Genomic DNA, 14,314 nt, shown 5'->3' with positions numbered 1-14,314 from the left:
GGAGTTGTTTAGCGCACAAGTGTACGCTAAATTGGCCCGGCTTTGACCCATATGAAGGATAAACAGCGTGACCCTAGACAATACCGCCATTGATGCCCGCCTTTCCCTGTGTGAACAAGGCAAAGACTCGTTTACCCGTGAAGAGCTGCTTGCCTGCAGCCGTGGCGAATTATTTGGTGAGGGTAACAGTCAGCTGCCCGCCCCCAACATGTTGATGATGGATCGCATCGTCAAGATCAACGATAACGGTGGCGAGCATGGCAAGGGCGAGATCCTGGCAGAGCTCGACATTACGCCGGACCTCTGGTTCTTCGATTGCCACTTCCCGGGTGATCCCGTGATGCCTGGCTGCCTGGGGCTGGATGCCATGTGGCAACTGGTCGGCTTCTTCCTCGGCTGGAAGGGTGGCCCGGGCAAAGGCCGTGCACTGGGTGTAGGCGAAGTGAAATTCACCGGCCAGATCCTGCCGACCGCCAAGAAAGTGACCTACAAGATCACCTTCAAGCGCGTGATCAACCGCAAGCTGGTGATGGGGATCGCCGATGGCGTGGTGGAAGTGGATGGCCGTCCCATCTATAGCGCCACCGACCTGAAAGTGGGTCTGTTCAAAGATACCACCGCATTCTGATCGACTGATCCCGTGGTAAGACAGAGATAACGTAAAGGGGCCGCGATGGCCCCTTTCCTTTTGTAATGAGTGATGAAGTACCTATTACTTCATGAAGAGGCCTGAGCCCCGCCCTTCCATGGCGTCACGCCAACCACCAAGCCAATGCCCTCGGGCATCCAGGCATTGATACGGACACGCTTCTTTCTGTTTGCCGACCACGCCAGCCTGATAACCACGAGCACGAGCTCTTTCCAGACGGTCCCGTTTCTGTCTCTTCATCATCTACGACCCTCTTCGTGGAACAAAAAAAGCGACCAATTTTTCATCGGTCGCTTTCATCTTTACCCCACAGGGTGGGCAGGGTCAAACAAAAAATTCCATGCTATCCGGTCATTGTGACACAAGACACTGAACCGCATTAATTTTTAGTGACATGCCTTTTTATCGTTGGTAGCGGCGCAGCCAGGTAAATGGCAGGGCCAGCAGAGTCAACCAGAACAGGCTGCCACCACCGCTGCCACCATCCTGACCGGTCTGGTTGCTGACCGGCGCATTGGCGACCACGTAGTTGGCAGGCTCATTGTTTTTGTAATCCTTCACAACCGGCGCCAGCTTCACGCTGACCACAGTGGCATTGCTGCGGTTGTTGAGCTCGCTCTCGCTGTTGTAGCGGAAAGCCGTCGCCGCCACGGTACCATCCGTGCTGATGCCACTGGCATAAGCGATATGGTAGTAGTAGCCGTTCTGGGCACACTGCTTGGCACCCGCATCATCCAGCCCGCAGATCAGGTCGTTCAGATACCAGTTGTTGCTGGTCGCCGCGTTGAGCAGGAAACCTTCCTGCATGCGATTGGTGCCGTTGACCACAGGCTGAGTCTGATGACGGGAATCGCGCCAGCCAACCACCATGTTGTGGTTGTTGATGGCGGCAGCCTCGGAACCAGAACCGCTCAGCGGCTTGTCCTGCAGGGAAACAACGGCATTGGTGGTCGGGGTGTTGAGATTGAATACGAACATCTCGACCGGGCGGTTTTGGCCCTTGTTGATGCGATAGAGCTGGTTGCCAATCACATAACCGTTGTCATTGACCCCCACGGCCCAGCTGTGTTGCAGCTTGGCGTCATCCTTGCCCGGCTCGCCTTCGGCCAGCGGTATGATTTGGGTGGTGCCCACCTTGCTGTTATCCAGGTCCAGCGTCCAGTATGCCGCCAGGTTGCGACCATCCAGGTAGTTGGTCCCTATCTCGCCGGTGGAGGAGTAACCCACCCCGTAGAGGCTGCCGTTGAATTTGCCAACGCCGAGCGCGGAGGCGGTCTGCACCACCTCGTTGCGGGCGCGGGCATATTCATTGGCCTGAACCAGCTTGTTGAAGGTGCCTGTGCTGTTGAGCAGCCAGAAGCTGGCCTGGGTGTTGAGGCCAGGGCAGTAGCGATAGTCACCATACTGGCCATCGTTGCCGGCGAAGCACCAGTTGTAGGTCTCGGAATTGACGGCGATGTTCTTGCCGGTGGCGGCGGTGCCGGTCACCAGGTACTGACCGTTGTCCAGCTTCTTGATGCTGGTTGGCACGCTCAGGCTGTGGGTGCTGGCGCCATCCTTGAGGTTGACGCTGTTGCCTTCCTCGACGACGGCAAATGCGGTGCGCAGCTTGCCATCCATCTTGTAACCGACGCGGGTGCCCGATACGTCGCCCAAAGCGGTGACCAGACCATCGGTTTCGTTGCTGACCACAGACCCTACGTTGCTACGCTGATCTGTTTTGGCCAGAAAGTCGACCCGCCACTGATAAGCAAAGTTGCTCTTGTCGTTCCAGAAGGAGTTGCAGACCGAGTTGGAGAGCATGCAGCCCTGCTCAAAACGGAAACGATCGACCAGGAAGTCGGCAAACTGCACGGTCGAGAAGTGTTCGGCCATGTTGTTTTTGGTGTTGATCCCGATGAGCCCGTTGCCATCGGCACTGATCCCGCTGGCATATCCCTTGTCAGACCCGTCGACAATGGTGAAAAAGGGGCTTTGTGCCGCCTGGGCATGCAGGCTGGCGCTGACCAGAATGGCCAGCATGGATAATTGCTTTTTCATCTACTTCCTTAGTCCTGATGTTTCAACGCTTCCAACTCCTCCCAACGGGAGAAGGCTTGTTCCAATGCAGCCTCTGCTGCATTCAGGGCATCCAGTTTGAGCTGGGTTTGATCGCTCGGCAGGGCGAAGAAACCGGGATGGTTTACCTCGGCCTGCAGGGCATCAAGCTCAGTCTCCAGCTGTTCCAGTCGGGCTGGCAGATTATCCAGCTCCAGCTGCAACTTGTAAGAGAGTTTTTTGGTTTTTGTGACCGCCTGGCTCGCCACAGCGACAGGCTCTGCCGTTTTGGCCTGCGCCACTTTCGCCGCCTGTTGCGTGCTTTGCAAGGCACGGGTTGCCATCATGTCGGCATACCCCCCCACGTAATCACTGATGCGGCCATCCCCTTCAAACAACCAGCAACCGGTCACCGTATTGTCGATAAACCGACGATCGTGGCTCACCAGCAACAGGGTGCCAGGATAGTCTGCCAGCAGCTCTTCCAGCAGTTCCAGCGTTTCGACATCCAGGTCGTTGGTTGGTTCATCGAGGATCAGTAAATTACTGGGCTTCAAGAACAATTTGGCCAACAGTAAACGGTTTTTTTCGCCTCCTGACAAGGCTTTCACCGGGGTTCGTGCCCGCTTGGGTTCAAACAGGAAGTCCTGCAGGTAACCCAGAATGTGGCGGGAGCGACCGCGCACCATCACTTCCTGCTTGCCCTCCCCCACGTTGTCCATCACAGTCTGCTCGGGATCGAGCTGATCACGATACTGGTCAAAATAGGCCACTTCCAGCTTGGTGCCGCCTTTGACCAGACCACGGCTGGGTTCGAGTTGACCGAGCAACAGCTTGATAAGGGTGGATTTGCCGCAACCGTTGGGCCCCACCAAGGCAATCTTGTCGCCGCGCAGCACCTGCAGATCCAGCCCCTGGAACAGGGTCCGATCACCAAAGTCCAGCCCCAGCCCTTCGGTCTCGAATACCAGCTTGCCGGAACGATTCACATCGTCCATCTGCAGCTTGGCCTTGCCCTGCAGCTCGCGACGCTGGGAACGCTCCATCCGCATCGCCTCGAGGGCACGAACGCGCCCTTCGTTGCGGGTGCGGCGGGCCTTGATCCCTTGGCGAACCCACACCTCCTCCTGCGCCAGCTTGCGATCGAACTCGGCGTTTTTCAGCTCCTCGACCCGCAGCCACTCCTCTTTGCCCAGCAGGTATTGATCGTAGTTGCCAGGCCAGGAGGTGATCTCGCCGCGATCCAGATCGATGATCCGGGTCGCCAGCTTGTGGATGAACTCCCGGTCGTGAGAGATGAAGACGATGGCGCCACGGAAATCTTTCAGGAACTCTTCCAGCCAGTTGATGGCTTCGATATCCAGGTGGTTGGTCGGCTCATCCAGCAACAACAGATCGGGATCGCATGCCAGTGCCCGGGCCAGGGCGACTTTGCGCAGCCAGCCACCGGAGAGGCTATCCAGGGTCGCGTCGGGATCGAGGTTCAGCAGGGTCAGCACCTGGCTGATACGGGTCTCGAACTGCCAGCCATTCTGATAATCGAGCTGTTCTTGCAGCTCGCTCATGATGCGAATGTTGGCATCGCTCGGATCGTGGGCCAGCTCCATGGAGATATGGTGATACTGCTTGAGCAGCTCGCCGACGCCGGCCAGCCCCTCGGCCGTGTAGTCAAACACGGTCAGATCGCTGGAGGCGGGCGGATCCTGCTCGAGGCGAGTCACCTTCAGATCCTGCTGTTGCACCATGCGACCGTCATCGAGCGGCAGTTCGCCGGCGATGACCTTCATCAGGGTGGACTTGCCCGCCCCGTTGCGCCCGACCAGACAGAGACGCTCACCGCGCTCTATGCTGAGCTCGGCATTGTCGAGCAGCGGGAAATCACTGAACGACAAGCAAGCGCCGTGCAATGTTAAAAGAGCCATTTTTGTTCCTTATTTCATATGAAAAAACGGGCGACAGACTGGGTCTGCTCCCGTTTCATCGTCAAATCAGCATTCATCCTGACGTGCAACCCAGGCCTTCAACTCAACCAGCGTGAAGGGCCAGCCCAGTTCGCGGTCCGCCTCATCCCGCAGCACCGGAATGCGTACCCGGTAGGCGGCAAGCCACCCGGCATCGTCCATGATGTCGCATTGGCGAGTCTGGCCAGCCAGCCCGGCCTCCTCCACCAGCCCCCATGCCTGTTCGCACAGATGGCAGCCGTCGGTGTGAAACAGGGTCAGCATCACGCCTGCGCTGGCGCCTCGGCGTGGGTGATGATCCAGCAGTTGTGGATATGCTGGTTACGCTCGAAGTCCTTCGGTCGGGTCTGCTGGGTGATGTTGCGAGCCTTGAGACCCGCGGCCTCGAGCCCGGCCAGATCCATCTTGAAGTGGCGCTTGTTGTTGGAGAACACCAGGGTGCCGTCGGCCGCCAGCAGTCGCTTCAGGTGCTGCATCAGCAACAGGTGATCGCGCTGCACGTCGAAACTCTCGTCCATCCGCTTGGAGTTGGAGAAGGTGGGCGGATCGATGAAGATGAGGTCGTACTGATCGTCCGCTTCCGACAGCCACTTCAGGCAGTCGGCCTGCACAAACTTGTGCTGACGACCCACCAGCGAGTTGAGTCGCATGTTGTCCTGCGCCCAGTTCAGGTAGGTATGGGACATGTCGACCGTGGTGGTCTCGCTGGCGCCGCCAAGACCCGCGTGCACGGTGGCACTGCCGGTATAGGCGAACAGGTTCAGGAAGCGCTTGCCCCTGGCCATCTGACCCAGCATGCGGCGAGTCTGACGGTGGTCGAGGAACAGGCCGGTATCCAGGTAGTCGTAGAGGTTGACCCACAGACGGGCACCGTACTCCTGCACCTCCATCCGGTGCTGCTCTTCGGAAAGCTTCTGATACTGCTGTTTGCCCTCCTGGCGCTCGCGCACCTTCAGGATCACCTTCTCACCGTCCATGCCGGTCACCTTGATGGCGGCCTGAACCATGTCGAGCAGACGCTGACGGGTCTTCTGGGCGGGGATGTCCTTGGGCGCCGCGTACTCCTGCACCACCAGATAATCCTGATAGCGGTCGATGGCGGCGTTGTATTCCGGCAAGTCGGCATCGTAGAGGCGATAGCAGTCGATGCCCTCTTTGTTGGCCCACTTCTCCAGCGTCTTCAGATTCTTGCGCAGACGGTTTGCAAAGTCCTGTGCCACCTCTTTTTGGGAGGCCACCGAGTCGAGCGCTATCTGGTAGTTGCGCAGCTGGCACTCGAGGGCGCCGTTGAACAGGCGATATTGCTTGTCGGCGCGCAGGCGCAGACAGCTGAGCAGTTCAGGCGAGGCAGAGAGAATGGAGACTCTCCAGCCCTGGAAGCTGCGACGCAGGGCATCACCGAGAGCCTGATGCACCTCAAGCAGCGCCGGGAATTCGCCAAGACGCTCGCCATAGGGCGGGTTGGAGATAAGCATGCCGACTTGGCGGGCCTCCCCTTGACCTTCTTCCCCTTCAACAGGGGCCGGCATCGGCAACGGGTTTTCCAACGCGGTGACATCGGCCTGCTTGAAGGTGATGAGGTGGGCCACACCGGCCGCCTTGGCGTTGTCGCGGGCCTTCAGCAGCACACGGGGGTCGGCATCGCAGCCAAACAGCTTAACCTCGCAGCGCTGCATGCCACGCTTGGCGCGCACCTGGGCTTCCATCATCAGGCTCTGCCACAGCTCGCCATCGTGCTGCAGCCAGCGATCGAAGCCGAAGCGTTCGCGGCGCAGGGCCGGCGCCATGTCGGCGGCGATGAAGGCCGCTTCAATCAGCAAGGTACCGGAGCCACACATGGGGTCCATCATGGGCTCACAGGCCCAGCCGCTACGGGCAATCATGGCGCAGGCCAGATTCTCCTTGAGCGGCGCCTCGCCTGTGCCCTGACGATAGAAACGCTGGTGCAGCGCCGGGCCTGACAAGTCCAGCGTGATATTGGCCTTGCCTTTGCCCAGGTGCGCCATGATGCGAATATCCGGCGATTTCTTGTCCACATCCGGGCGCACGTGACCGCGCTTGGTGAAGCGATCGACGATGGCATCCTTGATCTTCAACGCGCCGTACTGGGTATTGCGAATGGCGGGGTTGGTACCGGTAAAGTCCACCGCTATGGTGGAGGTACCGGAGAAATGCTCTTCCCAGGGGATGGTGTGGGCACCGAGATAGAGATCCAGATCGTCGTTCATCTGGAATTCGGACAGCACCAGCACGATGCGGGAGGCAAAACGGCTCCACAGGCAGGCCTTGTAGCCAATGGCCAATTCGCCTTTGAAATGGACACCAGCGACCGTCTCACGGACCTGCTCTGCGCCCAGGGTGGTCAGCTCGTCGGCCAACAGGTTTTCCAGCCCCTTGGGGCAGGTTGCAAAAAATTCTTTCATCACGCTCACGGGGATGCCATAAAAATAGTGCCGCATTATACCTTAAGAGCCGATCCTGAGCAGCAAAAGCTTGGTGATGACGCCAGAAACAGGGCGTTTCTCTATATGTTGGCCGGCTCACCTCCCCGCCCATTCTGCCATTCCCCTTGATACCAGGATGGGCGAGCCAGGCATTCGATGATGCCTGGCGCCAACTCACCTGATGGGGTGACAGGGTATCACCGTAAAATAGCGACAATCTGAACCGGGTTATATCTCCCTCGTCAGCAGGCTGAACATATTCCACATCCGTGGCGCAGCGGATATCAACACATCATGATTGCCATATCTGACAGGCGTCAAACAAGGCTCATTGAGTTATTATCCTTCCGACAGAGCATGTCCTTTCGTTACCCCGTGTTTTTGCCCTCCCGTTATCGTCCGAAAACAGGAGGGCTATTTTTTTACTTGCCGTGCCCCGCTATTCCATCAACTGTCAGACTGTCATATCTATCAGGTTTCAGGCGCAACCATACGTCTTAAAATAGCCGGGTGGCTGGAACAACAGCTTATTCCTCCTGTAGTGTGTGTTTGCCGCCCTCTCATCCTCTTGATGCGAGGGCATTTTTTTGAGCGTTAAAAGAGGATGAGAATGGAGCAATAGACATGAGTGAAATGAAGAGACAGAAAATATCGGACGAGCCAGAGCAGGCTAAATATTGTACCAAAAAACTTGAGAATATCACCCCACCTGACGGTATTGTGTCTGGGTCGACACCCTGGCGCTCATGCGATTGTTCATTACCTTGATCACCCCGAAACGGGGCAGGATCTTGCTGGCGGTCAAAATAAGATCATCCGTCAGATTCAGACAGACGCTGGCCTGTTCACCCGCCTCGATCACCATGAACGCCCCCTTGCCATGAGGGGTATTCATGCACACCAGAGCGCCGGTCTCAGGAATAATGAAGGGATGAACTTCACCAAAGAACCAGCTTTGCGGCATCAGGGGTTTATAAAAGCGACTGACGGCGATGGCATTGAGTACCAACTGAACCTGATGGGGAGTGCTCCAGTCGAGTTCGGCAGCCTTGTCCATCAATTGATAATAAAGGGCGGCATCGTCCACGCAAAAAGGCTGGGTGGTGAAGGAACAGGGGACAAGCTGTCGCCCTTTATATTCGGTCGCGAATATCATGCGATCGGATAAATCCAGCATCAGACGATCATCATGAGCATCATAATGCCACTGCCAATTGTCATTGGGTTGGATACACATGGGGGTGCCCTTACTGGAAGTCGTTACTCGACTTTATTCCATGTCGAGAATTTCAGCAACTTTAAATAAAGGGCACCCATTTATTTCTTAAATATGGGTCACAATCTCTTTGACCAGGCTCGGGCCTTTATAAATAAAGCCGCTGTAAATCTGGACCAGACTGGCACCCGCTGCCAGCTTCTCCCGCGCCGCCATGGCGCTGTCTATGCCCCCTACCCCTATGATGGGCAGGGCGCCGTCCAGTGCCTTGGCCAGCTGGCGGATCACCTCTGTGCTCTTGTGCTGCAAGGGACGCCCACTGAGGCCACCCGCTTCACCTGCGTGGGGCATGTCATAGATCATGTCACGCGCCAGGGTGGTATTGGTGGCAATCACGCCATCGATCCCGTTTTTGATCAAGGACGCAGCTACCTGATTAATTTCATCCAGACTCAAGTCCGGTGCAATTTTAACGGCGAGCGGCACGTACTTCTTATATTGGGCAGCCAGCTCCTGCTGACGAACCTTGAGCGCGGCTAGCAACTCATCGAGTGCGTCACCGTATTGCAGCTGCCGCAGACCCGGGGTATTGGGGGAAGAAATATTGACGGCAATATAACCGGCATGATCATAAACCTTGTCCATGCAGATCAGATAATCATCCTTGCCCTGCTCTATGGGGGTGTCCTTGTTCTTGCCGATATTGATGCCGATGACGCCCTGGTATTTGGCTTTCTTGACCTGGGCAACCAGATGGTCAACACCCTTGTTGTTGAATCCCATCCGGTTGATGATCCCCTCTGCCGGAATAACCCGGAACAGACGAGGCTTGTCATTGCCGCTCTGGGGCTTGGGGGTCACTGTACCTACTTCAATAAAGCCAAACCCCATGGCACCAAATGCATCGATGCACTCCCCGTCCTTATCCAGACCCGCTGCCAGTCCAACCGGATTGGCAAAATAAAGCCCCATGACAGTGACGGGGCGTTTGGGCAGTGAGTGGCGGAAGAAACAATCAAGTGGCGTACCGAGAAGGCGGGGCAAATATTTGATGGAGAGATCGTGTGCCTGTTCAGGATTGAGCTTGAACAAGAAATGCCTGGCGAGGGGGTACAACATTTTTGCTCCTTAAAAAAGCCCCGGCAACTGGCCGGGGCTTTAGGGGTTATGCCGAGGTTCGGCAATTCAACTGGAGCAGGTTCAACTCTCGCAAGGCCACCGAGAACTTGGCGAACTCGTGGGTGCTCGTGGTCTTGAAGTCGGCCAACATATGGGTCCAACGGGACAAGAGTTGCTCATGCTCCGAAATCCAGTCGGCCAGTATGGTAGCGCATTCTCCCTGCTCTTTGCACCCTTCCAGTACCACAGATGTGAGGCTGCGCTGCTGCCAGTCCAGATCTTCACGGAAGGAGGCCCGTGCCATCGCCTGCCAGTGGTTGCCCACCGGTTGATGGTTGATCTGATCGAGGAACCAGTGCAGATCCAGCTTGGCGCCGAGGCGATAGTAGACATTGGCGGCGCGCACTATGTCGGTCTTGTGCTCCGCGGCAATCTGCGCCAGATCCAGACTGGAGAAGAGGCTGCTCATGTGGGCCACCTGGCGGGCGATGGCATCCGGCACCTGCTTGGCCACCAGCGCGGCTACTGCCTGCTGGTGCTCGGCCACCTCGCTCTCGTCCATCACCTCGTAGAGGTGGGTCCCCAGGGTCTCGAACGCCGGGCGGAAGAAGGCGATGTTCTCAGCGATGCTCCAGCTGCGATTGCGGGCACGCAGGAACCAGCGGGTGGCACGGCGTACTATGCGGCGGCTGTAGAACATCAGCTCGAGTTGGGTCTCTGCACCCACCAGGTTGTCGCATCCTTCGATGTCACGCCACAGGGCCCCTAAGCCAAACACCTCGCGGGCCATGGCGAAGCAGCAGGCCACTTCGGCCACGGAGGCACCTGTCTCGTCCTTCATCCGGCTGGCGAAGTTGAGCCCCATGTCGTTGACCAGCATGTTGGCCACCCGGGTCGCGATGATCTCGCCACGCAGCGGATGCTGGGCAAGCTGGGCACCGAACTGCTGCTGCAGCTTGGCCGGGAAGCTGGTGACCAGCATGTTGGCCAGGAAGGGCTCCTCGGTGATCTCCGGGCAGTTGAGCTGCTCCTTGAGCACCATCTTGCCGTAAGCCACCAGCACCGCCAGCTCGGGACGGGTCAAGCCCTGCCCTGCCGCCATCCGCTCGGACAGCTCCTCATCGGAGGGCAGGAACTCCAGCCCCCGATCCAGCTTGCCTTCGCGCTCCAGCCCCTGAATGAAGCGTTGCTGCTCCTTGAGCTGCTCGGTACCACGGAAACTGGTGACCGAGATGGACTGGGACTGACGGTAGGCGTTGGTGATGACGATCTGCGCCACGTCGTCCGTCATCTCGTACAGCATCTGGTTGCGCTGCTTGAGGGTCAGATCGCCGGCAGCCACCAGCTGGTTCAACAGGATCTTGATGTTGACCTCGTTGTCGGAGCAATCCACCCCGCCCACGTTGTCGGTGAAGTCGGTGTTGATGCGACCACCTTGACTGGCGTACTCCACCCGGCCGAGCTGGGTAAAGCCCAGGTTGCCACCCTCACCGACGATATGGGCACGCAGATCACGACCATTGACCCGCAGCACGTCGTTGCTGCGATCCCCCACTTCGGCATCGCTCTCGCGGGAGCTCTTCACATAGGTGCCGATACCGCCGTTCCACAGCAGGTCCACATTCAGGCAGAGCAGCGCCTTGATCAGTTCGTTCGGCGCCATGCTGGCCTTGTCGGTACCGAGCAGGGTCTGGATCTGCGGGCTCAGCTTGATGGACTTGGCCGAGCGCAGGAAGATGCCGCCCCCTGCCGAGATGAGGTCGCGGTTGTAGTCATCCCAGCTGGAACCCGGCAACTCGAACAGCCGCTTGCGCTCGACGAAACTCTTGGCCGCATGGGGCGTCGGGTCGATGAAGATGTGCATGTGGTTGAAGGCGCCCACCAGCTGGGTGTGCTCGGAGAGCAGCATGCCGTTGCCGAACACGTCGCCCGCCATGTCACCTATGCCCACGCAGGTGAAATCTGTGGTCTGGCAGTTGATGCCGATCTCGCGGAAGTGGCGCTTGACCGACTCCCAGGCGCCGCGCGCCGTGATGCCCATCTTCTTGTGGTCATAACCGACCGAGCCACCGGAGGCGAACGCATCGCCGAGCCAATGGCCATATTCCTGGCTTATCTCGTTGGCGATGTCGGAGAAGGTCGCGGTGCCCTTGTCGGCCGCCACCACCAGGTAGTAGTCATCCTCGTCATGGCGTACCACGGATTTGGGCGGGATCACCTCTCCCTGGATGATGTTGTCTGTCACATCGAGCAGACCGCGGATGAACAGGCGATAGCAGGCCTTGCCCTCCTCCTGGATGACGGCGCGGGCCGCCCCCACCGGCATCTGTTTGCAATAGAAGCCGCCCTTGGCCCCCACCGGCACTATCACTGTGTTCTTCACCTGCTGCGCCTTGACCAGACCCAGCACCTCGGTGCGGAAATCTTCCTTGCGATCGGACCAGCGCAGACCGCCACGGGCCACCTTGCCCCAGCGCAGATGCACCCCTTCCACCCGCGGCGAGTAGACGAAGATCTCGAATTTCGGCAGCGGCAGCGGCATGTCGGTGATGCTGGAGGGCGCCAGCTTGAAGGAGACGTAAGGCTTGACCTGACCCTCCTTGTCCAGCTGGTAGTAGTTGGTGCGCAGGGTGGCGTCGATCATCTCCACGTAGCGACGGATGATGCGATCGTCATCCAGGTTCGCTACCTGATCCAGCTTGGCGGCCAGTTGCTCGTGCAGCTTGGCCTGTACCTTGGCATCCTGTTTGCCCGCCGGGTCGAGGCGCTGCTCGAACAGGGTGAACAGCAGCTGGGCGATGTCGGGATAACGGGTAAGTGTCTCTTCGATGTAAGACTGACTGAAGGAGACGCCGGTCTGGCGCATGTACTTGGCGTAGGCACGCAGCACCGAGACCTGACGGCCGGTGAGGCTGGCACCCAGTACCAGACGGTTGAAGCCGTCATCCTCCAACTCCCGGTTCCAGACGGCCGCAAACGCCTGCTGGAAGCGCTGCTGGCTCTGTTCCAGATCAAACGGCTGATCGCCACGCAGCAGCATGGAGAAGTCGAGGATCCAGAACACATCCCCCGAGGGGGTACGGACCTGATACGGGGTCTCGCCTATCACCCGCAGCCCCATGTTTTCCAGCATGGGCAACACATCTGAGAGGTGAATGGGTTCGGTACGGTGGAACAGCTTGAGGCGGACCCGGCGATCGTTCTCCTCCTCCTGGGCACGGTAGAACAGCATGCCAAGGGGATGGGTTTCGCTCAGATTGTCCAGCTCCATGATGTCGGCCACGGCGGAGCCCGGCAGCACATCTTCCTTGTAGGCACGGGGGAAGGCGGTGCTGAAACGACGGCGCAGGGCATTGCCACGGGCTTCGCCATAGTGCGTCAGCAGCACTGAGTCGAGCCGGTCGTCCCAGCTGCGGGCCGCTTCAATCAGGTTGTTCTGTACTTCGTTCACGTCCACATCCACGTTGTTATTGTTGACCCGCACTATGTAGTGGGTCCGCGCCAGCACGCCTTCGGAGAAGTAGACGTTGAACTCCACCTCTTCGCTGCTGCCGAAATATTTCTGCAGTATCTGCTGGGTCTTGACCCGCAGCGCCGTGTTGTAGCGCTCCTTGGTGACATAAACCATGCAGGAGAAGAAACGGCCGTAAACGTCGCGGCGCACGAACAGGCGCAGCATGTCCCGCTCCTGCATCTCCAGCACGCCGAGACCCGTGGCCAGCAACTCCTCTTCGCGAGCCTGGATCAGCTCGTCGCGGGGATAGGTTTCCAGCACGTTGAGCAGGGCCTTATAGGCGTGGGAGCCCTTCTCATGACCGGACGAGGCCATGATGCGCTCGAGGCGATGGCTGATGAGCGGGATCTGGGTCGCACTGGTGTTGTAGATGGAAGAAGCGTAGAGACCGATGAAGCGATCCTCCCCCACTACCTTGCCGTGCTCGTCGAAACGCTTGATGCCGATGTAATCCACATAGGCCGGGCGGTGGACCCGGGACTTGCTGTTGGACTTGGTGAGGATCAGCAGGTCGGAGCTCAGGGCCGCATGACGGGCACTGGCCGGCATGTTGCCAAGGCGCTGCCCCTCATCCTTGATGGAGTTCTTCATCAACCCCAGGCTGGAGTCCGGCAGTGGCAGGATCTCGTGATCCCCCTCCACCGCCTTGACGTCGTAGCGGCGATAGCCCATCAGGGTGAAGTTGTGGGCGGCCACCCACTTGAGGAAGGCGACACAGGAGGCGACCTCCTCCTTGCTGACCGGGTTCTTGCGCTTGGGCAGCTCGTCGATGATCTCGTTCAGACGGCCCAGCATGGGCTGCCAGTCACCCACCGCCAGCGCCACTTCACCGGCGACCGAGTGGAGCTCGGCGGCCAGCGCCTCCATCTGATCGTCACCGGTCAGGTGATCGATCTCGATGAGGAAGGCGGTTTCGACCGAGGTCTGCCCGGCCGTGTTGTCGAGATCCAGAATGGCGCTGATCTTGCCTTCGTTGCCGCGAATGAGGTGCAGCGGCTGATGCAGCATCATGTGAGCCGTGATGTTGAGACGCTTGAGCGTCATGCGGATGGAGTCCACCAGGAAGGGAGAATCCTGCAGTATGATCTCGACTATGGTATGGGGAGACTGCCAGCCGTGCCGGGTCAGCTCGGGATTGTAGACCCGGATGTAGGGTTCCGTGCTGGTACGCTGGTTGAGCGCATTCCACAGGCTGAGTGCGGCGCCGTAGAGATCGCTGTCATTGCGATCATGCAGATCTGTGCTGGCCATGTTGCCGTAGAACTTGGCAACGAAGCACTCGACCAGGGAGGCACTCTTCTTGGGCAACTTCTGATGGATCAGGCTGAGAACGTTTTCGAGCAGAACTGAGGTAGGGGCGTCTTTCAATGCCAT

The 14,314-nt window shown here is 58.6% G+C and carries 9 protein-coding genes; 1 reads left to right on the top strand and 8 read right to left on the bottom strand.

Going from position 1 to position 14,314, the window contains the following annotated elements:
• Positions 1-67 precede the first annotated feature (67 nt).
• A complete protein-coding gene (fabA, locus tag ACM3N8_RS00510; RefSeq protein WP_042037785.1) occupies positions 68-628 on the top strand; it encodes a 3-hydroxyacyl-[acyl-carrier-protein] dehydratase FabA in 561 nt (186 codons plus the stop codon).
• An 84-nt stretch (positions 629-712) separates the two neighbouring features.
• On the opposite strand, the gene rmf is transcribed toward fabA, so the two are convergent.
• From rmf to ACM3N8_RS00470, 8 genes are all read right to left on the bottom strand, one after another.
• Positions 713-892 (bottom strand): ribosome modulation factor, encoded by a 180-nt coding sequence (gene rmf, locus ACM3N8_RS00505; RefSeq protein ID WP_005315693.1) that lies wholly within the window; start codon positions 890-892, stop codon positions 713-715.
• Positions 893-1,051: 159 nt separating this feature from the next.
• Positions 1,052-2,689 carry a DUF3466 family protein gene (locus ACM3N8_RS00500; RefSeq protein ID WP_290018113.1) on the bottom strand — a complete coding sequence of 546 codons (1,638 nt, stop codon included), beginning with the start codon at positions 2,687-2,689 and terminating at the stop codon, positions 1,052-1,054.
• An 8-nt stretch (positions 2,690-2,697) separates the two neighbouring features.
• A complete protein-coding gene (locus tag ACM3N8_RS00495) occupies positions 2,698-4,608 on the bottom strand; it encodes an ABC transporter ATP-binding protein (protein ID WP_290018112.1) in 1,911 nt (636 codons plus the stop codon).
• A 66-nt stretch (positions 4,609-4,674) separates the two neighbouring features.
• Positions 4,675-4,911 (bottom strand): glutaredoxin family protein, encoded by a 237-nt coding sequence (locus ACM3N8_RS00490; RefSeq protein WP_098984036.1) that lies wholly within the window; start codon positions 4,909-4,911, stop codon positions 4,675-4,677.
• Positions 4,911-7,106: a bifunctional 23S rRNA (guanine(2069)-N(7))-methyltransferase RlmK/23S rRNA (guanine(2445)-N(2))-methyltransferase RlmL gene (gene rlmKL / locus ACM3N8_RS00485; protein ID WP_274454375.1), complete on the bottom strand. Its 2,196-nt coding sequence runs from the start codon at positions 7,104-7,106 to the stop codon at positions 4,911-4,913. Before rlmKL ends, ACM3N8_RS00490 begins: the two co-directional genes overlap by 1 nt.
• A gap of 685 nt (positions 7,107-7,791) precedes the next feature.
• On the bottom strand, positions 7,792-8,328 hold the full coding sequence (locus tag ACM3N8_RS00480) for a cell division protein ZapC (RefSeq protein WP_290018111.1): 537 nt from the start codon (positions 8,326-8,328) through the stop codon (positions 7,792-7,794).
• A gap of 87 nt (positions 8,329-8,415) precedes the next feature.
• Positions 8,416-9,426, bottom strand: a complete 1,011-nt coding sequence (gene pyrD / locus ACM3N8_RS00475; protein WP_098984034.1) for a quinone-dependent dihydroorotate dehydrogenase — start codon at positions 9,424-9,426, stop codon at positions 8,416-8,418.
• Positions 9,427-9,472: 46 nt separating this feature from the next.
• The gene (locus ACM3N8_RS00470) at positions 9,473-14,314 is read right to left on the bottom strand and encodes an NAD-glutamate dehydrogenase (protein ID WP_290018108.1); all 4,842 of its coding nucleotides are present in this window, start codon (positions 14,312-14,314) and stop codon (positions 9,473-9,475) included.

The sequence above is a fragment of the Aeromonas sp. A04 genome, assembly GCF_047780465.1.
Lineage (GTDB): Bacteria > Pseudomonadota > Gammaproteobacteria > Enterobacterales > Aeromonadaceae > Aeromonas > Aeromonas bestiarum.
This window is presented reverse-complemented; position numbering and strand designations above follow the sequence as displayed.

Excerpts from the sequence above, each read along its gene's own strand:
- rmf (WP_005315693.1), bottom strand. The coding sequence starts at position 892 with ATGATGAAGAGACAGAAACGGGACCGTCTGGAAAGAGCTCGTGCTCGT.
- ACM3N8_RS00500 (WP_290018113.1), bottom strand. The coding sequence starts at position 2,689 with ATGAAAAAGCAATTATCCATGCTGGCCATTCTGGTCAGCGCCAGCCTG.
- ACM3N8_RS00495 (WP_290018112.1), bottom strand. The coding sequence starts at position 4,608 with ATGGCTCTTTTAACATTGCACGGCGCTTGCTTGTCGTTCAGTGATTTC.
- ACM3N8_RS00490 (WP_098984036.1), bottom strand. The coding sequence starts at position 4,911 with ATGCTGACCCTGTTTCACACCGACGGCTGCCATCTGTGCGAACAGGCA.
- rlmKL (WP_274454375.1), bottom strand. The coding sequence starts at position 7,106 with ATGCGGCACTATTTTTATGGCATCCCCGTGAGCGTGATGAAAGAATTT.
- ACM3N8_RS00480 (WP_290018111.1), bottom strand. The coding sequence starts at position 8,328 with ATGTGTATCCAACCCAATGACAATTGGCAGTGGCATTATGATGCTCAT.
- pyrD (WP_098984034.1), bottom strand. The coding sequence starts at position 9,426 with ATGTTGTACCCCCTCGCCAGGCATTTCTTGTTCAAGCTCAATCCTGAA.
- ACM3N8_RS00470 (WP_290018108.1), bottom strand. The coding sequence starts at position 14,314 with ATGGCATTGAAAGACGCCCCTACCTCAGTTCTGCTCGAAAACGTTCTC.